24 protein-coding genes are annotated in these 25,135 nt (G+C 70.3%); 20 read left to right on the top strand and 4 right to left on the bottom strand.

All coding sequences use genetic code 11. From position 1 onward, the window contains the following. The first annotated feature begins 111 nt into the window (after positions 1–111). The 10 genes from coaA to AC3RXY_RS12360 all read left to right on the top strand — a co-directional run bounded on the left by coaA (position 112) and on the right by AC3RXY_RS12360 (position 9,175). A complete protein-coding gene (gene coaA, locus AC3RXY_RS12405) occupies positions 112–1,053 on the top strand; it encodes a type I pantothenate kinase (RefSeq protein WP_491511238.1) in 942 nt (313 codons plus the stop codon). Between the two features lie 92 nt (positions 1,054–1,145). Further along, entirely contained in the window at positions 1,146–2,990 is a 1,845-nt protein-coding gene (gene glmS / locus AC3RXY_RS12400) for a glutamine--fructose-6-phosphate transaminase (isomerizing) (protein WP_491511237.1), read from the top strand. A 207-nt stretch (positions 2,991–3,197) separates the two neighbouring features. Beyond that, positions 3,198–3,611 carry a holo-ACP synthase gene (locus AC3RXY_RS12395; protein WP_491511236.1) on the top strand — a complete coding sequence of 138 codons (414 nt, stop codon included), beginning with the start codon at positions 3,198–3,200 and terminating at the stop codon, positions 3,609–3,611. After that, a complete protein-coding gene (alr, locus tag AC3RXY_RS12390) occupies positions 3,608–4,765 on the top strand; it encodes an alanine racemase (RefSeq protein WP_491511235.1) in 1,158 nt (385 codons plus the stop codon). The genes AC3RXY_RS12395 and alr overlap by 4 nt, the downstream gene beginning before the upstream one ends. After that, a complete protein-coding gene (gene tsaE, locus AC3RXY_RS12385) occupies positions 4,762–5,253 on the top strand; it encodes a tRNA (adenosine(37)-N6)-threonylcarbamoyltransferase complex ATPase subunit type 1 TsaE (RefSeq protein ID WP_491511234.1) in 492 nt (163 codons plus the stop codon). The genes alr and tsaE overlap by 4 nt, the downstream gene beginning before the upstream one ends. Positions 5,254–5,395: 142 nt before the next feature. Next, a complete protein-coding gene (tsaB, locus tag AC3RXY_RS12380) occupies positions 5,396–6,010 on the top strand; it encodes a tRNA (adenosine(37)-N6)-threonylcarbamoyltransferase complex dimerization subunit type 1 TsaB (RefSeq protein ID WP_491511233.1) in 615 nt (204 codons plus the stop codon). Then, the gene (rimI, locus tag AC3RXY_RS12375) at positions 6,007–6,501 is read left to right on the top strand and encodes a ribosomal protein S18-alanine N-acetyltransferase (protein WP_491511232.1); all 495 of its coding nucleotides are present in this window, start codon (positions 6,007–6,009) and stop codon (positions 6,499–6,501) included. Before tsaB ends, rimI begins: the two co-directional genes overlap by 4 nt. Then, positions 6,498–7,580 (top strand): tRNA (adenosine(37)-N6)-threonylcarbamoyltransferase complex transferase subunit TsaD, encoded by a 1,083-nt coding sequence (gene tsaD, locus AC3RXY_RS12370; protein ID WP_491511231.1) that lies wholly within the window; start codon positions 6,498–6,500, stop codon positions 7,578–7,580. The genes rimI and tsaD overlap by 4 nt, the downstream gene beginning before the upstream one ends. Beyond that, positions 7,570–8,109: a hypothetical protein gene (locus tag AC3RXY_RS12365; protein WP_491511230.1), complete on the top strand. Its 540-nt coding sequence runs from the start codon at positions 7,570–7,572 to the stop codon at positions 8,107–8,109. The genes tsaD and AC3RXY_RS12365 overlap by 11 nt, the downstream gene beginning before the upstream one ends. 4 nt (positions 8,110–8,113) lie before the next feature. Next, the gene (locus AC3RXY_RS12360) at positions 8,114–9,175 is read left to right on the top strand and encodes a hypothetical protein (RefSeq protein ID WP_491511229.1); all 1,062 of its coding nucleotides are present in this window, start codon (positions 8,114–8,116) and stop codon (positions 9,173–9,175) included. 58 nt (positions 9,176–9,233) lie between these two features. Here the strand turns inward: AC3RXY_RS12360 and AC3RXY_RS12355 are convergent, their stop codons facing one another. Next, the gene (locus AC3RXY_RS12355) at positions 9,234–10,430 is read right to left on the bottom strand and encodes a THUMP-like domain-containing protein (RefSeq protein WP_491511228.1); all 1,197 of its coding nucleotides are present in this window, start codon (positions 10,428–10,430) and stop codon (positions 9,234–9,236) included. A 166-nt stretch (positions 10,431–10,596) separates the two neighbouring features. Between AC3RXY_RS12355 and groES the strand changes: the two genes are divergently transcribed. The 4 genes from groES (at position 10,597) to cofE (ending at position 13,797) form a co-directional block, all read left to right on the top strand. Next, positions 10,597–10,893, top strand: a complete 297-nt coding sequence (groES, locus tag AC3RXY_RS12350; protein ID WP_491511227.1) for a co-chaperone GroES — start codon at positions 10,597–10,599, stop codon at positions 10,891–10,893. 155 nt (positions 10,894–11,048) lie between these two features. Continuing rightward, complete coding sequence (gene rarD / locus AC3RXY_RS12345) at positions 11,049–11,993, top strand: EamA family transporter RarD (RefSeq protein ID WP_491511226.1); 945 nt, start codon at positions 11,049–11,051, stop codon at positions 11,991–11,993. Further along, complete coding sequence (locus tag AC3RXY_RS12340; RefSeq protein ID WP_491511225.1) at positions 11,990–13,027, top strand: LLM class flavin-dependent oxidoreductase; 1,038 nt, start codon at positions 11,990–11,992, stop codon at positions 13,025–13,027. The genes rarD and AC3RXY_RS12340 overlap by 4 nt, the downstream gene beginning before the upstream one ends. Beyond that, positions 13,024–13,797 carry a coenzyme F420-0:L-glutamate ligase gene (cofE, locus tag AC3RXY_RS12335; RefSeq protein ID WP_491511224.1) on the top strand — a complete coding sequence of 258 codons (774 nt, stop codon included), beginning with the start codon at positions 13,024–13,026 and terminating at the stop codon, positions 13,795–13,797. Before AC3RXY_RS12340 ends, cofE begins: the two co-directional genes overlap by 4 nt. Before the next feature lie 30 nt (positions 13,798–13,827). Here the strand turns inward: cofE and AC3RXY_RS12330 are convergent, their stop codons facing one another. The 3 genes from AC3RXY_RS12330 to AC3RXY_RS12320 form a co-directional block, all read right to left on the bottom strand. After that, positions 13,828–14,547, bottom strand: a complete 720-nt coding sequence (locus AC3RXY_RS12330; RefSeq protein ID WP_491511223.1) for an ABC transporter ATP-binding protein — start codon at positions 14,545–14,547, stop codon at positions 13,828–13,830. A 173-nt stretch (positions 14,548–14,720) separates the two neighbouring features. Further along, positions 14,721–15,806 carry a putative F420-0 ABC transporter permease subunit gene (locus AC3RXY_RS12325; protein WP_491511222.1) on the bottom strand — a complete coding sequence of 362 codons (1,086 nt, stop codon included), beginning with the start codon at positions 15,804–15,806 and terminating at the stop codon, positions 14,721–14,723. Further along, on the bottom strand, positions 15,803–16,801 hold the full coding sequence (locus AC3RXY_RS12320; RefSeq protein ID WP_491511221.1) for a putative F420-0 ABC transporter substrate-binding protein: 999 nt from the start codon (positions 16,799–16,801) through the stop codon (positions 15,803–15,805). Before AC3RXY_RS12320 ends, AC3RXY_RS12325 begins: the two co-directional genes overlap by 4 nt. Before the next feature lie 246 nt (positions 16,802–17,047). On the opposite strand from AC3RXY_RS12320, the gene fgd reads away from it, so the two are divergent. From fgd to AC3RXY_RS12290, 6 genes are all read left to right on the top strand, one after another. Then, positions 17,048–18,064: a glucose-6-phosphate dehydrogenase (coenzyme-F420) gene (gene fgd / locus AC3RXY_RS12315; RefSeq protein WP_491511220.1), complete on the top strand. Its 1,017-nt coding sequence runs from the start codon at positions 17,048–17,050 to the stop codon at positions 18,062–18,064. Between the two features lie 208 nt (positions 18,065–18,272). Continuing rightward, complete coding sequence (locus AC3RXY_RS12310) at positions 18,273–19,637, top strand: ABC transporter substrate-binding protein (RefSeq protein WP_491511219.1); 1,365 nt, start codon at positions 18,273–18,275, stop codon at positions 19,635–19,637. Positions 19,638–19,801: 164 nt separating this feature from the next. Continuing rightward, positions 19,802–20,818: a LacI family DNA-binding transcriptional regulator gene (locus tag AC3RXY_RS12305; RefSeq protein WP_491511218.1), complete on the top strand. Its 1,017-nt coding sequence runs from the start codon at positions 19,802–19,804 to the stop codon at positions 20,816–20,818. A gap of 151 nt (positions 20,819–20,969) precedes the next feature. Then, positions 20,970–22,490, top strand: a complete 1,521-nt coding sequence (mmsA, locus tag AC3RXY_RS12300; RefSeq protein ID WP_491511343.1) for a multiple monosaccharide ABC transporter ATP-binding protein — start codon at positions 20,970–20,972, stop codon at positions 22,488–22,490. Further along, positions 22,487–23,818: a multiple monosaccharide ABC transporter permease gene (gene mmsB / locus AC3RXY_RS12295; protein ID WP_491511217.1), complete on the top strand. Its 1,332-nt coding sequence runs from the start codon at positions 22,487–22,489 to the stop codon at positions 23,816–23,818. The genes mmsA and mmsB overlap by 4 nt, the downstream gene beginning before the upstream one ends. 98 nt (positions 23,819–23,916) lie before the next feature. After that, a complete protein-coding gene (locus AC3RXY_RS12290; protein ID WP_491511216.1) occupies positions 23,917–25,029 on the top strand; it encodes a substrate-binding domain-containing protein in 1,113 nt (370 codons plus the stop codon). Positions 25,030–25,135 lie beyond the last annotated feature (106 nt).

Below are 25,135 nucleotides of genomic sequence, written 5' to 3'. Positions count from 1 at the left end.
CCCCGTTGTTTGTCGGCAATGCGTCAGCGGTGTCACAGCCGCGTTACATCGGGGCGGCATCACGCCGCCGGTCGCCCGGCGCCGCTGCGAGCTCGCCGATACGATGGCACGGTGACCGCAACCCCGACGCAGCCGCTGTCTCCGTACCGTCGGATCGATCGCGCCGACTGGGCGCAACTCGCCGCCGGGATCGAACAGCCGCTCACCGAGACCGAGGTCGTGCAGCTGCGCGGCATCGGCGACCGGTTGAACGTGACAGAGGTCGCCGAGGTCTATCTGCCGCTCAGCCGTCTGCTCAGCCTGTATGCCAGCTACACCCGGAGACTCGGCGCCGCCACGAGCGCGTTCCTCCAGGAGGACGACAGCACGACACCGTTCGTGGTGGGCGTGGCCGGCTCCGTCGCCGTGGGCAAATCCACCATCGCGCGCCTGCTGCGCGAGCTGATGTCACGCTGGCCCGGCACGCCGCGGGTCGAGCTGGTCACCACAGACGGCTTCCTCTACTCCAACGCCGAGCTCGAACGTCGCGGCCTGATGGAGCGGAAAGGCTTCCCCGAGTCCTACGATCGGCGGGCCCTGCTGTCCTTCCTCACCGAGGTCAAGAGCGGAGCAGACGAGGTGCGTGCGCCGTTCTATTCCCACATGCGGTACGACATCGTTCCGGACGCGCACGTGGTGGTACGCCGGCCGGACGTGGTGATCGTCGAGGGCCTCAATGTGCTCCAGCCGCCCCCGGCGCCCAACGACATCGCGGTGAGCGACCTGTTCGACTTCTCCATCTTCGTCGACGCCGACGTCAAGCACCTGGAGAACTGGTACGTCTCGCGGTTCCTGAAGCTGCGTGAAGGCGCCTTCAGCAACCCCTCGTCCTACTTCAACATCTTCGCCCAGCTCACCGACGACGAAGCGCGCACGACCGCGCTCGGCTACTGGAACGAGATCAACCTGCCGAACCTCTATGAGAACGTGCTGCCGACCAGGCACCGGGCCACGCTCGTGCTCAACAAGGGTGCCGACCACGCCGTCGAGACCGTGCAGCTGCGCAAGGTCTGATCGCGGCGGCGATATCCGGGCAGAGCGGCACCGCCCGACGCCTCCGCGCACATGGGGCTGACTCACGGTTTCGAGGCCCTAATCTGGAACCCATGTGTGGAATCGTCGGATACGTGGGCCCCCGCCCCAGCCAGGACATCCTCCTCGCCGGGCTGGCACGCCTGGAATACCGTGGCTACGACTCCGCGGGCATCGCCGTCGTCGACGGCGATGGCTCCCTCGGAATGCGTAAGAAGGCCGGCAAGCTCGCCGTCCTCAGAGACTCGCTCGCCGATGCCGCGCTTCCTGCCGGCACGACCGGCATCGGGCACACCCGGTGGGCGACCCACGGCGGACCCACCGACGCGAACGCGCACCCGCACCTCGCCGACGACGATCGCCTCGCGCTCATCCACAACGGCATCATCGAGAACTTCGCCGAACTGCGCGAAGAGCTCAGCGCCGAGGGCTTCACGTTCCGCAGCGAGACGGACACCGAGGTGGCCGCTGTCCTCCTCGGGCGCGAGTACCGCGCCAACGGCGGCGACCTCCAGGCCGCCTTCCGTGCCGTCGTCAACCGTCTCGAGGGTGCGTTCACCCTGCTCGCGCTGCACCAGGACCACCCCGATCTCGTCGTCGGTGCGCGCCGTAACTCGCCGCTGGTGATCGGCCTGGGCGAGGGGGAGAACTTCCTCGGCTCCGATGTCGCGGCCTTCGTCGAGCACACCCGGCGCGCCCTGGCCATCGGTCAGGACGAGATCGTCGCGATCACCCCGGGCGCCGTCACCGTCACCGACTTCGCCGGAAACCCCGTCGAGCCGGAGCCCTTCGAGGTCTCGTGGGACGCCGACGCCGCCGAGAAGGGCGGCTGGCCGAGCTTCATGGCCAAGGAGGTCGCAGAGGAGCCGGACGCGGTCGCCAACACCATTCGCGGGCGCGTGCGCGACGGCGAGGTCGTCATCCCGGAGCTCGAAGGCCTCGACGAGCTGTTCCACGGCGTCCGCCGCATCATCATCATCGCGTGCGGCACGGCAGCCTATGCGGGCATGGTCGGCAAGTACGCGCTCGAGCAGTGGGCCCGCGTGCCGGTCGACGTCGAGCTCGCGCACGAGTTCCGCTACCGTGACCCGGTGATCGGCGAGGACACCCTCATCGTGTCGATCAGCCAGTCCGGCGAGACGATGGACACCCTCATGGCGGTCAAGTACGCGCATGAGCGCGGCGCCCGCACCCTCTCCATCTGCAACACCCAGGGCGCCACGATCCCGCGCGAGTCCGACGCGGTCGTCTACACCCACGCCGGCCCCGAGGTCGCTGTCGCCTCCACCAAGGCCTTCGTCGCGCAGATCACCGCACTGCTGCTGCTCGGTCTGCACATCGGGCGCGTGCGCGGCACGGACGCCGCGGGCGACGCGGTGGCCGAGCTGGAGGCGTTGCCGGCGAAGATCGCCCGCGTGCTCGAAGCCGAAGAGGCCCACGTCGCGCAGCTGGCCCACTGGATGGCCGACACCCGCTCCGTGCTGTTCCTCGGGCGCCACGTGGGCTATCCGATCGCCCTCGAGGGGGCGCTCAAGCTCAAGGAGATCTCCTACATCCACGCGGAGGGCTTCGCCGCCGGCGAGCTCAAGCACGGCCCGATCGCGCTCATCGAGCCCGGTCAGCCGGTTTTCGTCCTGCTGCCATCGCCGCGTCACTCCGCTCTGCTGCACTCGAAGGTGGTCTCCAACATCCAGGAGATCCGCGCCAGGGGTGCCAGGGTGATCGTGATCGCGGAGGAGGGCGACGCCGCCGTGCTGCCGTTCGCCGACGAGGTCATCCGCATTCCGCTCGCGGACGCGCTGTTCGAGCCGCTTCTGCAGGTGGTTCCGCTCCAGGTGTTCGCGATGGCGCTGGCGACCGCCAAGGGCCTGGACGTCGACCAGCCGCGCAACCTCGCGAAGTCCGTCACGGTCGAGTAGTCCGGCCGTTCCGCCGAGGGCCCGTCGCGTCGCGACGGGCCCTCGGCGTCTGTTCCCCACTCAGGCTTTCTGCCCGGCGGGTGCCCCGGAACCGGGGTTTCCGGCCGTTCCGGCGAAAAATGCCTGAGTTGGGGACGCGGCCCCGTGCGCCATCCAGGCGGATCGTCTGGCGGAGGCACGCCGGGGAAGCGCCGATAGGCTGATCCGGTGATCATCGGCACCGGCATCGACCTCGTCGACATCCCGCGGTTCGAGCGCACGATCGAGCGCACACCGCGGCTGCTCGAGCGTCTTTTCGCGCCGGCAGAGCGGGGCATGCGCCCGGCCTCCTTGGCCGCGCGCTACGCCGCCAAGGAGGCACTGATCAAGACCCTCGGCGGTTCGGAGGGTGTGCACTGGACCGAGATCGAGATCGCGTCGGAGGCCTCGGGCAAACCGGTCTTCGTGCTCTCCGGCACGACCGCGGATGTCGTGCAGGAACGCGGGATCGATGCGCTCCACCTCACGCTCACCCATGATGCCGGGCTGGCTGCCGCGTTCGTGGTGGCCGAAGGAGACGGCGGCCCGGCGCAGGGCGCATGGCTGGCTGCACCGGTCCGAGACGAAGGAGGAGCCGCATGAGCGCAGAGAGCACCGGGCTGTTTCGGGAGGCGGTGGTCGACCTCGACGCGATCGCCGACAACATCCGTCATTTCCGCCGGCTGACCGGGGTCGACGTGATCGCGGTCGTGAAGGCGAACGGCTACGGGCACGGCGCTCCGGCGGTTGCGGAGGCGGCGATCGCCGGCGGAGCCTCGCGCATCGCCACCGCCGATCTCGACGAGGCCATCGCGCTGCGTCGCGCCGGTATCCACGTGCCTCTTCTGGCGTGGCTGCACGGGGCGGGGCGTCGCTTCGACGACGCTGTCGCGGCCGGGATCGAGATCGGCGTCTCCTCGTTCGCGCAGCTCGAGGCGGTGTCGGATGCCGTCTCCGGCCTCGGAGCGCCGACCCTGGCCGCCGTCCACCTCAAGCTCGACACCGGGCTGTCCCGCAACGGAGTGGCGCCGGCCGACTGGCCGGCGGTTGTCTCCGAGGCCGCGCGCCTGGAGCGGATCGGCCGGATCAGGGTCGCGGGGATCTTCGGGCACCTCTCCAACACCACCCCGGACGACGACCGTGCTGCGCTGGACGCATTCCGCGCCGGACTCGCCGTGGCCGAGACGGCCGGGGTGCACCCGGGTATCCGTCACCTGGCGGCCACCCGTGCCGCGATCGCTCTGCCGGAGGCGCGACTCGACGCGGTGCGCATCGGCATCGGCATGTACGGCCTGTCGCCCTTCGATGACCGCGGCTCCGCCGACCTTGGCCTGCGTCCGGCGATGACCCTGCGCGCGGGCGTCGCCGCGGTGCGCCGGGTGCCGGCGGGCACCGGCATCTCCTACGGGTACGCGCGCCGCACCGAGCGCGAGACCACGCTCGCCCTCGTTCCCCTCGGGTACGCCGACGGGGTGCCGCGGCAGGCGTCTGATGCCGGCCCTGTGGTGATCGGGGGGCAGCGTTTCCGCGTGGCCGGACGCATCGCGATGGACCAGTTCGTGGTCGATGTGGGCGACCACCCGGTCGCGGTGGGCGACGAGGCCGTGCTGTTCGGTGATCCGGCGGTCGGCGCACCCTCGGCGACCGACTGGGCCGACGCCGCGGCGACGATCAACTATGAGATCGTCACGCGCATCGGCGCGCGGGTGCCGCGGCGCTACGTGTCCGAGCGCGGCGCCGCCGATCGGGCGTCATGATCGACGACGCGTTCCTCGGCCGCCGCGATATCGCCAGCGCGGCGGACATGGAGGACTTCGGCCGTCGCATCGGGGAGGGACTGGCCGCGGGTGACGTCCTCATCCTCACCGGGCCGCTGGGAGCGGGCAAGACGACGTTCACCCGCGGTCTCGGGGAGGGGCTGGGGGTGCGGGGCCCGGTGCAGTCTCCGACGTTCGTGATCGCACGGACGCACCCGTCGCTCGTCGGGCGTGCGCCGCTCGTGCACGTCGACGCCTACCGATTGGGCTCTGCGGTCGAGCTCGACGATCTCGATCTGGACGTGCCGGGCTCGGTGGTCGTGGTGGAGTGGGGGCGCGGTCTGGCCGAGGACCTCGCCGACGCCTGGTGGGACATCGAACTCGAGCGTCCCCGCGGATCCCCTCTCACCCCGAGCACGTCATCCCTCGCTCCGGAGGACCTCGCCCCCGATGCCCCGCGGGTGGTCACGGTCCGCCGGCACCCCTGACCCGCCATCCCTCTTCCGCCCCCGAATCTGCCCGGTGCGCGTCCGCGAGTCCACCCTCTGCACGCACGCAGAGACGGTGGGCCCGGCGCGCACGGGGTTGACGGGACGCGGGGGAGGCGAAAGGGGCCGGTAGCCTAGGAGAGTGATCCTGGGTATCGACACCTCTCTCGGCACGGCCATCGCCCTGGTCGACGCCGACGGCGGGATCAGCGCCACGGCCGCGAGCCAGAACCCCCTCGGTCATGCCGAGGTCATCGGCGACCTGCTCGCCGCCGTCCTCGCGCAGGACGGGGCGGGACGCATCACCCATGTCGTTTCCGGCATGGGGCCGGGCCCCTTCACCGGCCTGCGCATCGGCATCGCCGCAGCGCGCGCCTTCGCCGTCGGGCGTCGCGTTCCCGTGATCCCCGTGCCGAGCCACATCGCCGCGGCCCTCGCCCTTCCGGCGCAGACACGCGCCGGCCGCTACGCGGTGGTGACCGATGCGCGTCGCCGGGAGGTGGCGATCACCGTGTTCGACGGAACGGACGCGGACGACCTGCCACGCATCGACATCCCCACCAGGCTCGTCACGGCCGTGGATGCGGATGCCGTCCTGGCAGGCACCCCTCGCATCGACGTCACCCAGATCGATGCCGCAGCGCTCGCCCTGGCCGGAGCCCGCGCGCTTGCCGCCGGCCGCACGCTGACCGGCCCGGAGCCGCTGTATCTGCGCCAACCAGACGTGACACCGCCGAAACCCCGGGCGGTCGCATGAGCATCCGGGATGCACGGCCAGCCGACCTCGACGCGATCATGGCGCTCGAGCACCGCATCTTCCCCGCCGACGCCTGGGCTGCCGAGACGATGGCCGCCGAGCTGGCCTCGCCTCATGGCCGCTATGTGGTGGTCGAGGCGCAGGGGGAGATCGTCGGGTACGGCGGCGTGCGCGCGGTGCAGGGCTCCGGCGATGCCGACATCCAGACCATCGGTCTGCACGAGCGGGCTCGGGGCGCCGGCCTCGGTCGCGCGCTGCTGCGTCGGCTGCTGGCCCTGGGGCACGAGCGCGGTGCCGGAGAGATGTTCCTCGAGGTCCGCGCCGACAATCCGGTGGCGACGGCGCTGTACGCCTCAGAGGGCTTCGCGGAGATCGCCGTGCGCCCGCACTACTATCAGCCGGACGACGTCGACGCGGTGGTGATGCGGCTCGATCTGCGCGGGTGGGCCGCTGCCGTGTCTGTGGCGCCCGGTGAGGAGACCGGCGCATGAGCGGACCCCTGGTGCTGGGCATCGAGACCAGCTGCGACGAGACCGGTATCGGCATCGTGCGCGGTCGGACGCTGCTGTCGAACACGATCGCGTCGAGCATGGCAGAGCACGCCCGATACGGCGGGGTGGTGCCGGAGGTCGCTGCACGCGCCCATCTGGAGGCGATGCAGCCGGCTATCGAGAGCGCCCTCGCCGAAGCGCAGATCGAGCTGGACGACCTCGACGCGATCGCCGTGACCAGCGGGCCGGGCCTGGCCGGAGCGCTCATGGTCGGCATCGGCGCCGCGAAGGGACTCGCGGTCTCGCTCGGTAAGCCGCTGTATGCCGTCAATCACCTGGTCGGGCACATCGCCGCCGACATCCTCGACCCGGCAGCGCCGCCCCTGGAGTACCCGACCATGGCGCTGCTGGTCAGCGGCGGCCACACCTCGCTGCTGCACGTGCGCGATCTGACGAGCGATGTGGAGATGCTGGGCGAGACCGTCGATGACGCGGCGGGCGAGGCCTTCGACAAGGTGGCCCGACTGCTCGGCCTGCCCTACCCGGGTGGTCCCGAGATCGATCGGGCCGCGGCGGAGGGCGATCCGCAGGCCATCCGCTTCCCCCGGGGGCTCTCGCGGGCGTCCGACCTGGCGAAGCACCGCTACGACTTCTCCTTCTCCGGGCTCAAGACGGCCGTGGCGCGCTGGGTCGAGGCCTGCGAGGCCGAGGGTCGCGACGTGCCGGTCGCGGATGTCGCCGCCAGCTTCCGTGAGGCGGTGGTCGACGTGCTCGTGACGAAGGCCCTCGCCGCGTGCGTCGACCGCGATGTGCCGCGCCTGCTCCTGGGCGGCGGAGTGGTCGCCAACCGGCGACTGCGCGACGTCGCTCTGGCCAGGGCCGAAGCGGCGGGGGTCGCGGTGCGCATCCCGCCGTTGTCCTTGTGCACAGACAACGGCGCGATGATCGCCGCGCTCGCCGCGGAGCTCATCTCCTCGGGACGCCGGCCATCGACGCTGAGCTTCGGGGCCGACTCGACGCTGCCGGTCACCGAGATCCAGGTCGACGAGGCGGCCGCGGGGGTGGCGGATGTCGGGTGAGCAGCGTCCGCTGACCCGCCGCGCCGCGCGTCGGGCTGCGCGCTCTGCGACAGCGACCGTCGAGAAGCGTCCGGCTGATGGCACCGTCACCGGCAGCATCGACCTCCCTCCGGGGCTCACGCAGGAGATGCCTGGCGCACCTGTCCCCGTCCCGGGGGCGGAGGATGCGGCGAGCGGGTACGTCGACCGAGCAGGGTACCGGCATCTCGCGACCGAGGACGGGGACGCGGCCGGCGATGGCGCCCCGGTGTCCGGGGAGATCGACGTGCGGTGGGCGCCCCCGGCAGACAACACCCGGCTGGCGCCGTGGGCGTTGTTCGCCTCGATCGTGTCGCTCGTGGCGTCGTTCTTCGTCGGCTGGGTGATCCCGGTCGCGATCCTCGCCGTGATGGCGTCGATCATGGCGATCCGCCGGCCGATCGAGAACCGCCAGGCGGCGTGGTGGGCGCTTGTGCTCGGGATCGTCGCGACGATCTACAGCGCGGGGTGGCTGGTGTGGGCGATCATGCAGGTGATCGGGGGAGCGTGAGAGCATGCTGACGGCGGATGAGGGTGCTGAGCTTCGCCGTCTGCAGGCGCTCGTCTACGGGCCGTCCGGCCAGGCCACGGCGGCCGATCGCGTGCGGCTGCACGATCTCGAGGCGGCCCGGCGCGGGGTCGTCCCGCCGTCGTCGGAGGAAGAGGGCGCGGCAACCGGCCGGCCTGATTTCGCGGCGCGAGGGGAGGGGCGCCCGCCTGCCGTGGCGGCGGAGTCGTCGGTGCCGGCGGCGGAGGAACACCCGGTGCCTCCGGCGGGGAGGCCACGCCCCGGGCGCGGCGCGGCGGCAGCGGCCGCTCTGGCGGTTCTGGTCGCCGGTGGTGTGATCGGCTGGTTCCTTCCCCGTCCGGCGCCCACCGGTGAGATCGCGCTCACCGCCGAGCAGCGTGACCGAGTCGTCGCGGTCGCCGAGCGCAGTGACTATGACGACGGGTCGGTGCTGGCGGTCGGCGAGGAGGACGGCGTGCTCGTGCTCGAGGCGACCAGGGGCGGCGGTGAGGAGCATTGCCTGGTCCTCGTGGGCGCATCGCACGAGGAGACCTGCGTCCCGGCCGAGCGAGCGCTCCAGGAGGGGGTCGCGGCGTCGATCACGCTGAGCGAGTCCGCTCCGGGCGAGAGCCCGATGCGGACGGAGCAGCTGAACGTCTGGTTGATGCGCGCCACCTCGGGCGCCCCGATGGTCGCCGCCATGCGGTGGACGAGCGAGTCCTCGACGGACCTCTTCAGCGCGGAGCAGCTGCGAGAGGTCGAGTCGCTCGTGCAGCAGGAGGGGATGGATCGCACCTCCCTCAGGATCATCGGAGAGGCCGAGGGAAGACCGGTCTGGCTCGGATCTCGCCGCGGGGAGGAGGGGAGCTGTCTCTCGTACGATCATCCGCAGTACGGCAGGGCGACCACGTGCGTCGCGTCGACCGGATCGAACACTGCGCCGCTCGAGCTGGGCTATGCGGTCGTCTCGGAGGATTCGTCCGAGCCGTACGTGAGCATGCTGCTTTCGGTGGGCTGGTCGGAGGGATGGGGTCCGTTCCTCACGGTGGAGCGCGTGACGCGGGGCTGAACGCCGCCGGCGCCCCGGTCCCGTCAGGCGCCCCGGCAGGGTCAGGCGCGGGGCAGGGTCAGGCTCGGGGCACGCGGTCGGCCAGGATCGCGGTGCGTCGATCGCCGATCCGCGTGAGGATCAGCGTCGCCTCGGCGTCGCCCGTGAGCCGCAGGCGCGGGCGGAGGGCGGCGGGATCGACGTCGACCCCGCGCTTCTTGATCTCCAGCCGTCCGATTCCGCGCGACCGCAGCGCCTTCGCCAGGGCCTTGACGTCGGAGGGCAGGATCTCGCGCACCCGGAACGACTGGGCGAACGGGCTGGTCGTGGCGGCGTCTCCGGTGAGGTAGGCGATGCGAGGATCGAGCATCCCGGCTTCCAGGTGCTCCGCGACCGCTCCGATCAGCCGGGCGCGGATCACGGCGCCGTCCGGCTCGTGCAGGTACGCACCGAGCGGGCGGACCGCGGCGTCGGGGGCGTCTGCGGGTGCGGTGAGCTCGTGCGGGCGTCCGCCCTGGATCACGAGGACCGATCGGCGCACGTCCGGGCGCATGAGCGCTCCGGTCCACACGATGAGCTCGAGGGTCGACCCGTCGACGCTGACCCACTGCGTCTCGGCGTCCTGCGGGAGGGCATCCCTGTCGTGGGCCGGCCCGAGCTTGATGCCCGCGGGGTGTTCCGCCGCGGTGCGGAACACCCAGTCCAGCGCGGGGGAGTAGCCATCGGCAGAGACGCGCCGCGTCTCGCCGTGTCCGGCGGTGCGGCGGGCCGGGTCGAGCCAGACGGCATCGACGTCGGCCAGATCGACGTCCTCGGCCCTGCTCTGGCGCACCTGCACGGCATCGCGGAACGGCGCGAGGTTGTAGGCGGCGATCGCGGCCGTCACCTCGTCGGCATCCACCGAGACGACCCGCAGCCCGAGACCGGCGAACGCCAGCGAGTCGCCGCCGATCCCGCAGCCCAGGTCGGCGACCGAGGTCAGCCCCGCGCGGGTGAACCGTGCAGCGTGGTGCGCGGCCACCGCCAGGCGGGTCGCCTGCTCGAGCCCCGCCCGGGTGAACAGCATCCGCTCGGCGAAGCCCGGGAACTTCGCTTCTGCCCGGGTGCGCAGCCGCGCCTGCCCGACGACCGCGGAGACGAGCTCCGGGGCGTAGCCGTCCGCCCGGAGACGGGACACCGCCCGGGCGACGTCGTCGGTGCCCTCCACCCGGCCGAGTGCGTCGAGCAGGCGCAGGCCCTCGGGGGTGAGCAGGGCAGCGAGCTCTGGCATGTCCATCCGGGACAGCCTACGCGTGTGCCCGTCGCGTGATCCGGGTGCGCGGTCGCGTTGGCACTCGCATTGCGTGAGTGCCAGATATGCCCCTACACTGTGAGTTAGCACTCTCCCGGTGAGAGTGCGAACGAGTCTTCTGATGTCTCAGTCAAGAAAGAAGAGGTAGACCGTGTCGGTTTCCATCAAGCCGCTCGAGGACCGCATCGTCATCAAGCAGGTCGAGGCCGAGCAGACCACCGCCAGTGGCCTGGTCCTCCCCGACACTGCCAAGGAGAAGCCCCAGGAGGGCGAGGTCGTGGCCGTTGGCCCCGGCCGCATCGACGACAACGGCAACCGCATCCCGCTCGACGTCACCGTCGGTGACCGCGTGCTCTACAGCAAGTACGGCGGCACCGAGGTGAAGTTCGGCTCGGACGAGTTCCTCGTCCTGTCGGCCCGTGACGTCCTGGCGATCGTCGTTCGCTGAGATCACTACGCGCAGAAGGGGTTCGGATGCTCAGGCATCCGGGCCCCTTCGCCGTTTGCGCTGTTCGAGCCGCGTCGCCCTCCGTGCCGGCGCGCCGACGCGGACCCGGTGTCGTACCCGGACCCGGTGTCGTCGTCGGCCCTTAGAGTGAGGGAGTGACGACGAGTCCTCCTGACGCCCCTCGTGATCCCGGTGGCGGCGTCTCCGCCGATCGGGAGAAAGCGATCGGCACCGGCTATGTCATCGCGGCCTACGCCCTCTGGGGCGTCCTGCCGCTGTACTTCGTCACGCTCCAGCCCACCGGTGCCTGGGAGCTCGTCGCGTGGCGGGTGCTGTTCTCCTTCGTCCTGTGCGTCGCGCTCGTCGTCGTCACGCGCAGCCTGCCGCGGATCATCGCGATCGCACGGACCCCGCGCACCCTGCTGCTGACCCTGGTGGCCGGGGTGCTGATCTACGTCAACTGGCAGGTCTTCATCCTCGCCGCGCTCAGCGGGCATGTGATCGAGACGAGCCTGGGGTACTTCATCACGCCGATCCTGACGATGCTGCTCGGGGTGTTCGTGCTCCGCGAGCGTCTGCGGCCCCTGCAGTGGGCGGCCATCGCGGTCGCTGCGGTCGCCGTGGCCGTCATCGTCGTCGGATACGGGGACTTCCCGTGGGTTTCCGTGGCGCTCGCGCTGACATTCGGCTTCTACGGCCTGGTCAAGAAGTGGATCGGCCCCTCGGTCGACGCCGTCAGCGGGCTCACTTTCGAGTCGTTCTGGTTGCTGCCGATCGCTTTCGTGCAGCTGGTTCTGGTGGGTGCCACGACGGGGATCACCTTCGGCCACGTGAGCGGCTGGCACACCGCGATGCTGCTGCTCACCGGCGTGGTGACGGCCGTCCCCCTGCTGCTCTTCGCCGCCGGCACGCGGCGCACGTCGCTCGTCGCAGTCGGGGTGACGCAGTTCATCGCGCCGATCGCGCAGTTCCTCCTGGGTGCTTTCGTGCTGCACGAGCCGATGCCGGCGGAACGCTGGATCGGATTCATCATCGTGTGGGTCGCGATCGTGCTGTTCATGGTCGACCTGGCCGTCGCCGCTCGCCGATCGCGAGCATGAGCACGGCGCCCGACATGAGCACGGTGCCGGAGGGGAAGCGGATGCGATTCGAGTACGTTGCTCCGTTCCTCCAATTGCCTCCGCGCGCGGCGCTCGCCCTCGCAGAACGCGCCGACACCAGCGGGTTCGACGGCACGATCGTCTTCGACCGCTTCCAGCCCTGGCTTCCCGCGCACGGCAATGCGCCCTTCGCCTGGAGCGTGCTCGGAGCGCTGGGGGAGCGCACCCGCGGCGCGCTCACGATCTCGGCTGTGTCGGGCCACCGGATGCACCCGGCCTCGATCGCGCAGGCCGCCCTCACCGCCGCCGCGCTGCACCCTGGCCGCCACACGCTCGTGCTGTCATCGGGGGATGCGATCGACGAGCACATCACCGGAACCTACTGGCCAGAGGGGCACGAGCGGATGGCCCGGCTCTTCGACGCCGCCGACGTCGTCCGCAAGCTGCTCGGCACGGTTCGTCGCCGCTCCGACGTGCGCCACGGCGGCGAGCACGTGCGGCTCGAGACCGCGCGCCTGTGGGGTGCCGCCGCGGCGCCGGAGGTGCTGGTGTGGGCAGGCGGCCCGGTGACGGCGCGCCGCGCGGGGCGCACCGTCGACGGGATCGTCGTGACGGCAGGACCGACCGAGCGCATGGACACGATCGTGCGGGCCGCGCGTGCCGGCGCCGCGGACGCGGGGCGTCCGGCCCCCGTGCTCGGTGTGCACGTGCAGATCGCGTGGGCGCACACCGATGACGAGGCCACGGCGGCGGCGCTGCGGGACTGGCCGATGGCCGGGATGCGGTTTCCCCGCGGCGATATCCGCTCGCCCTTCGATGTCGAGCAGCTCGCGCGCTCGGTCACGGCAGACGACATCCGTGCGCGGATGCCGGTCTCGGCCGACCCTGGGGTGCATCGTGCGGAACTGGAACGGCTCGCGGCTCTCGGGTTCGAGCGGTTCTACGTGCAGAACGTGGTGCGCGAACAGGAGGGGTGGCTTGAGGTGTTCGGGCGGGACGTGCGCCCGGCCCTCCGGGGAGGAGATGGGCGATGACGCGGCGGATCACGGTGTGGGGCGTGCCCGGCATCGGCGAGGTGCGGGCGGGCGACAGCGTGGCGGAGCTCATCGCGGCAGCGATCGCTGGGTCGGGGGACGACCTCGCAGACGGCGACATCCTGGTGGTCACCTCCAAGATCCTCTCGAAGGCCGAGGGGCGCATCGTCGCCGCCGCCGATCGCGAGGACGCGATCACGGCAGAGACCGTGCGGGTGGTCGCCCGCCGGGAACGCCCGGACGGGTCTGTGCTGCGGATCGTGCAGAACCGCATCGGCGTCGTGGGAGCCGCGGCGGGGGTGGACACGTCGAACACCCCGGCGGGCACCGTGCTGCTGCTGCCGGTCGATCCAGACGCCTCGGCGAGAGACATCGCGGCGACCCTGCGCGCCCGGTGCGGCGTGCGGATCGGTGTGATCGTGAGCGATACGCTCGGGCGGCCCTGGCGTGACGGGCAGACCGACATCGCGATCGGCGCGGGCGGCGTGCGCGTCTTCGAGGACCTGCAGGGGACGACCGATTCTGCCGGTCGCGAGCTTCGTGTCACGCGCCCGTGCGTGGCCGATGAGCTCGCCGGGGCGGGCGATCTCATCACGGGCAAGACAAGCGGGATGCCGGTGGCGGTCGTGCGCGGACGCGCCGATCTCGTGGGCGAGCTGTCGCTGCCCGGGGCATCGAGCATCGTGCGGGCGAGCGAGCACGACATGTTCCGGCTGGGGTCGGATGAGGCCTACGCGATGGGGTTCGCGGCGGGCCAGGCCGCACGGTAGACCGCTGCGGCCGGCCGGGGCCGGGCGTCGTCAGCGCAGGGGAGCGAAGGCGATGAGCGGAGCCCCGGTGATGGGGTGGGCCACGCGCGCCGCCGCGACGCCGAAGACGGTGGCGAGGCGCTCATCGGTGAGCACCGCCGCCGGCGCGCCCGCGGCGGCCACGACGCCCCCGGCCAGCAGGATCGCGTGGTCGGCGTAGGCGGCCGCCAGGCTGAGATCGTGGATCGCCGCGACCACCGTCGTGCCGGAGTCTGCCAGCTCGCGGGCGAGTTCTAGGGCGTCGAGCTGTGCCCGCACGTCGAGGTGGTTCGTCGGCTCGTCGAGGATGAGCACGGCGGGTTGTTGGGCGATCGCGCGGGCCAGGAGCACGCGCTGGCGCTCGCCGCCGGAGAGCCGGGAGAAGGGACGATCAGCCAGGTGGACGGTGCGGGTGTGCTCCATCGCGACGATCGCGATCGCGCGGTCGTCGGCGGCGGGCGATCCGAGCACGCCGAGGTAGGGGATGCGGCCGAGCAGCACGACGTCCTCGGCGCGCAGATCGGCGAGCGCGCCGTCGGGCTCCTGCTCGACCAGGGCGATGCGCCGGGCCCGCTCGCGGCGGGGGATGGCGCTGAGGTCGGTGTTCCCCAGGAGAGCGAGGCCCCGTCTTGGTCGTCGCAGGCCGCCGAGCACATGCAGGAGTGTCGACTTGCCGGCACCGTTCGGGCCGACCACGACGGTGAGCGCTCCCGGTGCGGCGTCCAGGTCCACCGGCCCGAGAATGCGGTGCCGGCCGGCCTGCACGACCACCCCGGCCGCGCGGATGCCCGCGCCATCCGTTTCCCAACTCCGGCAATCCTTGCCCTGCGCGGGCCGAACCGGGGGGTTTGGGCCCGAGGCCGTCGGATTTGCCGGAGTTGCGGCCGGCGCGGTCGCGCGGTCGCTCACCGCATGCTCCGTGAACGCAGCAGCAGAAGCGCGAAGACCGGGGCGCCGATGATCGCGGTCACCACGCCGACCGGCAGCTCCTTCGGGTCGAACAGGGTCCGCGCGGCGGTGTCGGCCCAGATCAGCAGCACCGCGCCGGCGAGAGCGGCGAACGGCAGGACGTGCCGGTGCGCGCGGCCACCGAGCACGCGGACCGCGTGGGGCACGACGAGACCGACGAAGCCGATCGAGCCGCTCACCGAGACCACTGCGGAGGTGAGCAGAGTGGTCGCGATCAGGAGGATCCAGCGCACACGTTCGACTGGGACGCCGAGCGACATCGCACCGCGGTCGCCGAGCGCGAAGGCGTCGAGGGCGCGGGAGGAGCCGAGCAGGACGGGCGCGACGATCATGAGCGCCGCCGCCGCGACGGCGAGCGTCGGCCACTGTGCGCGCGCCATCGATCCGAGCAGCCACCCCAGGATCTCGCGGTAGCTGTCTCCGGTTGCGCTCCAGAAGATCGCCAGGCTCGTCACCGCGCTGAGCGCTGCGGACACGGCGACCCCCGCGAGCACGGTACGGGTGGGCGGCAGGCCCGTGCCGTCCCTGGCGAGCAGAAGGGTGAGCCCCAGCGCGAGCAGCCCGCCCAGAAACGCCGCGGCCGGGAGGGCGATCGTCGCTCCGAGCAGGATCACCGCGACCGCGCCGAGGGAGGCGCCGGACGACAGCCCGAGCAGGTAGGGGTCGGCGAGCGGGTTGCGGGTGAGCGACTGCAGCACCGCACCGCACAGCCCCAGACCGGCGCCCACCACGGCGGCGGTCAGCACGCGGGGGACGCGGAGCTGCCAGACGATCGCGTCACGCAGGGGGCTGAGGGGCGAGGCCTCGCCGGTGAGGTGTGCCAGCACCGACGCACCGACCTCTCCGGCGGTGACATCGCTCGGCCCGATGGTGACCGCGGTGATCGTGGATGCGGCCAGCGCTGCGGCGAGGGCGATGGCGATGCCGATCGGGAGCAGCCGAGCGGTCCCGGCCGAGCGGAAGACGCCGGGCGCTCCGGCCCTCGCCGGGGCCGGAGCGGTCCGGGCGTCGGTCTGGGTCACGGCAGATCGTCCAACTGGGCGCGCAGGGACTCGACGGCCTCGACGCTGCGCACGCCTGCCTCGCTCGCGGGGAAGGGCAGCACGAGATACCGCCGCTGCTGGACCGCGGGCAGCGCGGCCGTCGCCGGGTGCGATTCGAGCACGCCGATCTTCTTCTCTGCGCTGTTCCACGCGGAGTCGACCAGCACGATCACATCGGGGTCCGCGGCCGCGATCGCCTCCCAGGAGAGGCTCGACCATCCGCCGTCGACGTCGGAGGCGATGTTGGTCAGCCCCACCGCGTCGAGGACCATCTGCGGTGCGCCCTGCCCGGCACCGATGTAGGGGGTGTCGGTGCCAGAGCTGTACCAGAGGGCGGTGAGCCCGGCCTCAGACGGGGCGACGGCGGCGAGGCGTCCGCGCTGATCTGCGACGAGCGTCGCGGCTGCGTCTGTCGCATCGAAGATCTCGCCGATCTCGGCGATCTCGCCGAACACGTCGTCGAACTCCAGCGGGCCGGAACGATCGGTGCACGCCGCGGGGGAGACATACCCCGGCACACCGAGGTCGGCGAGAGCTGCGCGGTCGCCGCCTCCCTCTGCGGTGATGTTCGACTCCCACCCGGCGTAGACCATGTCGGGCTCGAGCGCGAGCACCGCCTCCGGCCCCGGAACCCTGTCGGACACCGTGGCCAGGGACGCTGCGCGGTCGGCCCAGAGCGAAGACGCCGGACCATCGGAGAAGGCGATGCCGACGAGGCGGTCCTGCAGTCCGAGAGCGAGCATCATCTCGATCGAGGTCGACTTGATCGCGAGCACCCGCGCCGGGGCGTCCTCGAATGTCACCGTCACCCCGCAGTTCTCGAGGGTGAGGGGGTAGCCAGTGCCGGTGGCTTCGGTCGGTGCGCTCGCCGCGGGGGCAGCGGCGGGCGGCATCGCCGTGCCGGCGGGAGCGCAGCCGGCGAGTGCGCCGATGGTGGCGGCGAGCAGGAGCGGGGTGAGCGGTCGACGTCGCACGGTGGTCCTCGGATCGGAGTGCCGGGAACCCGCGCCGGAGGGATGCTGCGCGGGTGGTCGGCCGGGGTGCGTCCGGCGCGCGATCCGAGGTGCGGACCGCCGATGCCGCCAATCCGGGCGACAGGTCGATCTTATCCGAGCGGTATCGGTCGCGGCCGGAGCGGACGATCGGAGCCGGTCGCTCCTCGCCGTGTCAGGATCGAGGGGAGGCCGGCCGCGGCGGAGCGGAGCCGGGAAAGGACCACGATGACCCTCAAGCTGGGATACAAGGCCTCCGCCGAGCAGTTCGGTCCGCGCGAACTCGTCGAGCTCGGTGTCCGTGCCGAGGAGCTCGGGTTCGACTCGGCGACGGTCAGCGATCACTTCCAGCCGTGGCGTCACGAGGGTGGTCACGCGCCGTTCGCGCTGTCCTGGCTGACGGCCGTCGGAGAGCGCACGGAGCGCATCGCGCTGGGAACATCGGTGATGACGCCGACCTTCCGCTACAACCCCGCCGTCATCGCCCAGGCGTTCGCGACGCTCGGCTGCCTGTATCCCGATCGCGTCTTCCTCGGGGTGGGCTCGGGCGAGGCGCTCAACGAGATCGCCCCGGGGTTCCAGGGCGCGGGGGAGCAGAACTGGCCGGCTTTTCGCGAGCGGTTCGCCCGGCTGCGCGAGTCGGTGCGTCTGATCCGCTCGCTGTGGCGGGAGGACAGGGTGAGTTTCGACGGCGAGTACTACTCGACCCACGATGCGAGCATCTACGACCGTCCCGAGCGTCCGATCCCCGTCTACATCGCCGCCGGCGGACCGATGGTCGCGCGGTACGCCGGCCGCGTCGGCGACGGGTTCATCTGCACCTCCGGCAAGGGGATGGCCCTGTACGCCGATGAGCTCCTGCCCGCCGTGGCGGAGGGCGCGGTCGCAGCGGGCCGCGACCCGGCGAGCATCGACCGCATGATCGAGATCAAGCTGTCCTTCGCCGGCACGATCGACGAGGCCTACGAGAACACCCGCTTCTGGTCGCCGCTCTCGCTGTCGCAGGAGCAGAAGCACGACATCACGGATCCGGTCGAGATGGAGCGCGCTGCCGATGCCCTGCCCATCGAGCAGATCGCGTCCCGCTGGATCGTGAGCGCCGATGCGGACGAGGCGGTGGCGCGCATCGCGGAGTACATCGACCTCGGATTCACCCATCTCGTCTTCCACGGGCCTGGTCGGGATCAGCGTCGTTTCCTGGAGCTCTTCGCGGAGGAGATCGCGCCGCGGCTGCGCGCGCTCTGACCGTGGTCGTGCCAGCGGGGCCGGCGCGCCGCGGCGACGTCATGAAACCCGGTCTCGGCAACATGACAACTGCGTCGCATATCACGCGTCGGGAACGATTCGGTCACGGTTGATGTATCGGCTCCTGCGGTGCGGGGGCGTGTTGGCTACGGTGTTGCCACTGGGGAGGCGCTGAGGCATCCCCCGTTCATGCAGCAAAGGAGCATCTATGAGCGTCATTTCTCGCTCGCGCAAGGCTCTCGTGGGCGTCGCCCTCGTGGGTGCAGGCGCGCTCGTCCTGGCCGGCTGCGGGAGCAGTGCGCCGGAATCGACCGATGGGGGAGGCGGCGGCGAGTCGTCTGCGCCGTCGGATTTCACCTTCCCCGTCTCCTGTGACACGGCGGCGACAGAGCCGTACGTGCACGAGTTCACGTCCACCTCGACCGGCCCGGGAACCGACCTGGTCTACAAGATCGGCACCGCGCTGCCGGTCACCGGAAACCTCGCCTTCCTCGGCCCGCCCGAGATCGCGGCGACCGAGATGGCCGCGGCGGAGATCAACGCCGCCGCCAAGGGCATCACGATCGACCTCACGCAGGGCGACTCGGGTGACACCGACAACAAGGCCTACGAGACCGAGGTTCCCCGGGTGCTCAACGCCGGTGCGACCGCCGTCATCGGTGCCGCATCCTCCGGCGTCTCGCTCCAGTTCATCGATCAGGTGATCGCCGCGGGCGCCATCCAGCTCTCGCCGGCCAACACCTCGGCCGAGTTCACCGGCTATCAGGACAACGGCCTCTACTGGCGCACCGCTCCCTCGGACGTGCTGCAGGGCGAGGTGCTCGGAAACCTGATCGCCTCAGACGGGGCCGAGACCCTCGGCATGATCATCATCAACGACTCCTACGGCACAGGCCTGGCGTGCTTCACCAAGAAGGCCTATGAGGCCGCTGGCGGCGAGGTGGTCGCGGCGAGCATGTACAACACCGGTGACGCGAACTTCACGTCGCAGGTGGAGGGGGTCCTCGCGGCCGCACCCGACGCGATCGCGCTCATCACGTTCTCCGAGGTCAAGACGATCCTCCCCGAGCTGATCGCGGCCGGTGTCCCCGCGGAGTCGCTGTACTTCGTCGACGGCAACCTGGCCAACTTCTCGGCAGACTTCGACGAGGGAACGCTCGAGGGAGCCAAGGGCACCTACCCGGCGGTCGATCCGGCATCGATCGAGACGTTCCGCGCTGAGCTGTCGAAGTTCTATGCCGACCAGGGCAACGGCGAGCTCAAGGAGTTCACCTACGGACCGGAGGCCTATGACGGCGTCGTTCTGCTGGCTCTGGCCGCGCTGCAGGCCGGCTCGACAGAGGGCAACGACGTCGCCGCTCACCTGCAGGCCGTCTCCGGCGGTGTCGAGGGCGGGACGAAGTGCACCTCGTTCGCGGCGTGCGCGGACCTGATCATCGCGGGCACCGCGATCGATTACGACGGTGTCTCCGGCCCGATCACCTTCGACGGCGCCGGCGACCCGACCGAGGCCACCATCGGTGTCTTCGAGTACGGTGCTGACAACAACTACAGCTGGCTGCGCGCGGGCTGATCCCGCCTCGCCGACGTGACGGAGGCCCCCGGTTCGCCGGGGGCCTCCGTTCGCGCTGGGTCGGCAGGGTGTGTTCGGCGGCGTCGTCAGTCGATGCGTGCGGTGCAGCCCCTCGACCGCTTAGTGTTGAGGCGATGTGATCGTGCACATGGGAGGAGGTGGGGATGCCGGCGTCCTCGGAGCGTGCCCGCCTGCCCAGCATCCGCGATGTCGCCCGTCTGGCGGGCGTCTCCCATCAGACGGTGTCCCGCGTTCTGAACGACCACCCCAGCATCCGCCCCGAGACCAAGGCGAAGGTGCTCGATGCCATCTCGGTGCTGGACTATCGTCCCAACCTGGTGGCCCGTGCGCTCGTCACGAGCCGGACGAACACTCTCGGCATCCTGTCGGCCACGATCGGCGAGTTCGGGCCGACGTCGTCGATCGCCGCCATCGAGGACGCCGCACGCGAAGAGGGCTACTCCGTCTCGACGTTGAACCTCGCCGTGACGACGCCGGAGGCGATCGGCAACGCCGTGCGCCAGCTCGCCAGGGAACAGGTCGACGGGCTCGTCGTCCTCGCCCCGCAGGTGCGCGTGTTCCATGTGCTGCGGGGGGCGGACACAGCTCTGCCGTTCGTGACCCTGCAGACCGCATCCGGCTCTGACGGCATCAGCCTCTCGGCGGATCAGGTCGCCGGCGCCCGTGCTGCGACAGAGCATCTGGTGTCCCTGGGGCACACCGACATCCTGCACCTCGCCGGCCCGCAGGACTGGATCGAAGCGGAGTCGCGGATGCGCGGCTACCTCGACGCCCTGCGGGACGCCGACCTGCCGACCTTCCCGCCGATCCGCGGCGACTGGACGGCGGATTTCGGTTACTTCGCCGGTCAGGAGCTGTCACGCCGGCGCGACTTCACGGCGATCTTCGCGGCAAACGACCTCATGGCGATCGGGATAATGCACGGCTTCCGGGATGCGGGCATGCGGGTGCCGGAGGACGTCAGCGTGATCGGATTCGACGACATCCCCGTCGCCGCGCACGTCTCGCCCACGCTCACGACCGTGCATCAGGACTTCCCCGAGCTCGGACGGCGCGCGGTGCGCATTCTGCTGGCGCAGATCCGGGGCGAGGCTGAGCCGGTGTTCGGGCCCCTCGATCCGACGCTCCTCGTGCGCGAGTCTGCGGCGCCACGGGGATAGTCCGTTTCGCGACGGGCACTTGACAGCGTGCCGGTGGCGATGTTGTATGTACTCCAATGTGAACGGTCACATCGAGGTGATCGCCCGTCGCAAGGAATGATCCGTGAGTAATACCGCAACGTCGCACGCCGCACCAGGGCCGATTCTGGAGATGCGCCGCATCACCAAGGAGTTCCCCGGGGTGCGCGCCCTCTCCGACGTCTCCATCAGCGTCGGCCCCGGCGAGATCCACGCCATCTGCGGAGAGAACGGCGCGGGCAAGTCGACCCTGATGAAGGTGCTCTCCGGCGTCTACCCCTATGGCACGTACACCGGGGACATCCTGCTCCACGGGCAGGAGCAGCGGTTCCGCGACATCGCCGCGAGCGAGCAAGCGGGCATCGCGATCATCCACCAGGAGCTTGCTCTCATCCCCGAACTGTCTGTCACGGAGAACATCTTCCTCGGCAACGAGATCCGCCGGTTCGGGCGCATCGACTGGCAGGCGCAGAAGCTCCGGGCACGCGAGCTGCTGGCCCGCGTCGGTCTCGATGAGGACCCCGACGCTCCGATCAAGACCCTCGGCGTCGGCAAGCAGCAGCTGATCGAGATCGCCAAGGCGCTCAACAAGAACGTCCGGCTGCTCATCCTCGACGAGCCGACCGCTGCGCTCAACGAGAACGACTCCCAGCACCTCCTCGACCTGATCCTGTCGCTCAAGGCCAAGGGGATCGCGTCGATCATCATCAGCCACAAGCTCAACGAGATCGAGCAGATCGCCGACGCGATCACCATCATCCGCGACGGGCGCACCGTCGAGACCCTCGACATCTCGCGGGGCGAGATCAACGAGGACCGCATCATCCGGGGGATGGTCGGACGCTCCCTGGAGAGCCGTTACCCCGACCGCATGCCGGAGATCGGCGAGGTGTTCTTCGAGGTCAAGGACTGGTGGGTGCAGCACCCCAGCGTCGCCGAGCGCATGGTCGTGAAGGGATCGAGCATCGACGTGCGGCGCGGCGAGGTCGTCGGCATCGCGGGCCTCATGGGCGCGGGGCGCACCGAGTTCGCCATGAGCGTCTTCGGGCGCTCGTACGGCACCTACCTCTCGGGCACGCTGATCAAGGACGGCAAGGAGATCGTTCTCCCCGATGTCGCCGCGGCGATCCGGCACGGACTGGCCTACGTCAGCGAGGACCGCAAGGTGCTCGGGCTCAACCTGCTCGACACGATCAAGCGCTCCACGGTCTCAGCGAAGCTGTCCAAGATCGCGCGGCGTGGCGTGGTCGACGACCGGGCGGAGTTCGCCGTCGCCGAGGACTACCGCAAGACGCTGCGCATCAAGGCGCCATCGGTCGAGGAGGGCGTGGCCACCCTGTCCGGTGGCAACCAGCAGAAGGTCGTTCTGGCCAAGTGGATGTTCACCGACCCGGACCTGCTGATCCTCGACGAGCCGACGCGCGGCATCGACGTTGGTGCGAAGTACGAGATCTACGCGATCATCAACGAGCTCGCCGCCCAAGGGAAGGGCGTCATCGTGATCTCCAGTGAGCTTCCCGAGCTCCTCGGCATCTCCGACCGCATCTACACGGTGTTCGAAGGTCGGATCACCGACTGCATCCCCTCTGACCAGGCCACCCCGGAGGGGCTCATGCGCAGCATGACCTCCGCGAACCAGAAAGCATCCGCATGACCATCGAGACCTCCGCTGCGAAACGCGGCTTTCACGCCGGCGACATCAAGAAGATGTTCGGCGGCGGCCAGTCGACGCTGCGGCAGTTCGGCATCCTGGGCAGCCTGGTCGTCATCCTGCTGGTCTTCCAGGTGCTCACCTGGGTGGTCAAGGGAGAGGGGCTCACACTCTCCTCCGGCAACCTCATCAACGTCGTCAACCAGTACTCCTACATCCTGATTCTGGCCATCGGCATGGTCATGGTGATCATCATGGGGCACATCGATCTCTCCGTCGGCTCCGTCGCGGCCTTCACCGGCATCATCGTCGCCAAAGCGATGGCCGACTGGAATCTGCCCTGGCAGCTGGCGATCGTCCTCGGTCTCGGCGTCGGCATGCTGGTGGGGGCCTGGCAAGGCTTCTGGGTGGCGTATGTCGGCGTTCCCGCGTTCATCGTGACCCTCGCCGGCATGCTGCTCTTCCGCGGCGCCAACCAGTTCATCGGGCAGTCCACCACGGTCCCGGTCCCGAAGGGGTTCCAGGTGATCGGTGCCGGCTACCTGCCCGAGATCGCCCTGCCGCTTCCCTTCAACGTGCCGACGATGATCCTGGCCCTCGCCGGGGTGGTGTGGATCGTCTTCTGGGAGATCCGCACCCGTCGGACGCAGAAGAAGATGGGCTCCGATCATGCGCCGCTCTGGGTGAGCGTCACCAAGGTCGTCCTGCTGTCTGCGGTGATCCTCGTGGCCGGCTGGCAGTTCGCCACCGGCCGGGAGGGAACGAGCTTCCCGGTCTCCGGCGTGATTCTTCTGGTGCTGGTGATCGTCTACACCTTCATCACCAACAGCACGGTCTTCGGCCGACGCATCTACGCGGTCGGCGGCAACCGGCAGGCCGCCCGGCTGTCGGGCGTGAAGGATCGCTGGGTCGACTTCTTCGTGATGATGAACATGTCGATGCTGGCATCGCTCGCCGGCATGATCTACGTGGCACGGGCCACGGCGTCCGGCCCGCAGGACGGCAACGGGTGGGAGCTGGATGCCATCGCCGCGGTGTTCATCGGCGGAGCCGCCGTCTCGGGCGGCATCGGAACGGTGATCGGCTCGATCATCGGCGGTCTCGTGATGGCGTTCCTCAACAACGGGCTGGCGCTGCTCGGCGCCGGAGCGGACGTCGTGTCGATGATCAAGGGCCTCGTACTCCTCCTCGCGGTCGGCGTGGACGTGTGGAACAAACAGCAGGGACGACCGTCCGTGATCGGCTTCGTCACCCGGCGGCTGGGCCGTCGGGAGGATCCCGCCGCCGCGTTCCTGCCCGCGAACTCCGAGCCAAAGACCGGCAAGAGATAGCAAGACGCCGCCGTCGATGAGACGAGCGGAAACCCGGCGGACCCCGCCCGTGCCGTGCGCGGGGGACCAGCCCGCCGCACAGCAGAGAAAGAGATGACATGAAGAAGATCCTCGTCACCGCGACAGCGATCGTCGCGGCGGCCACACTCGCCCTCACCGGCTGCTCGTCCGAGCGCGGTGGCACGGCCGAGCCTGACCAGGAGCCGACCGCCGGTTTCGCCGCAGACGCCACGATCGGCGTCGCCCTCCCTGACCGCACCAGCGAGAACTGGGTGCTGGCCGGGGAACTCTTCACCAGCGGGCTGAAGGAGGCCGGTTTCACCCCCGTCGTGCAGTACGCGCCGGCCACCAACACCGTCGCCGAGCAGCAGAATCAGATCCAGGCGATGGTGACCGGGGGTGCGAAGGTCATCATCATCGGCGCCAAGGACGGCAAGCAGCTCTCCACCCAGGTCGAGGCTGCGCGCGCCGCGGGCGTGACCGTGATCGCCTACGACCGCCTCATCGAGAACACCGAGGCGGTGGACTACTACGTCGCCTTCGACAATTTCAAGGTCGGCGAGCTGCAGGGCCAGGCACTGCTGGACGGCCTCGCCGAGCGTGCGGGGCATGATGCTCCGTACAACATCGAGCTGTTCTCCGGCTCTCCGGACGACGCCAACTCGAAGGTCTTCTTCGACGGTGCGATGAGCGTTCTCCAGCCCCAGATCGACGACGGCACGCTGAAGGTCGTGTCCGGCCAGACCGAGATCGCCCAGACGGCGACCGAGGGATGGAAGGCGGAGAACGCCCAGCGCCGGATGGACTCCCTCCTCACCTCCGCGTACAGCTCCGCGACCCTGGACGGCGTGCTCTCGCCGAATGACACCCTGGCTCGCGCCATCATCACCTCGGTGCAGCAGGCGGGCAAGCCCGTCCCGGTGGTCACCGGCCAGGACTCCGAGGTGGAGTCGGTGAAGTCGATCATGGAGGGCGTGCAGTACTCCACGATCAACAAGGACACCGCCCTGCTGGTCGAGCAGGCGATCACGATGGTCAAGCAGCTGCAGCAGGGAGCCGAGGTGGACGTCAACGACACCAGCTCCTACGACAACGGGGTGCTGGTGGTTCCGGCGTTCCTGCTGCCCCCGCTGATCGTCACGCAGGACAACGCGGTCGAGGCATACGCCAACGTGCCGAGCCTGCTGGAGATCGTCGAGTCGTACAAGTAACGCTCGCACGATGAGGTGTCGGCGCAGGACGGACACCTCTGCACGGGATGCCGAGCCGCCCGGACCGCACGGTCCGGGCGGCTCTCGTGCGTCGCGGCGGCTACCC

This window comes from Microbacterium longlingense, assembly GCF_058349825.2.
This window is presented reverse-complemented; position numbering and strand designations above follow the sequence as displayed.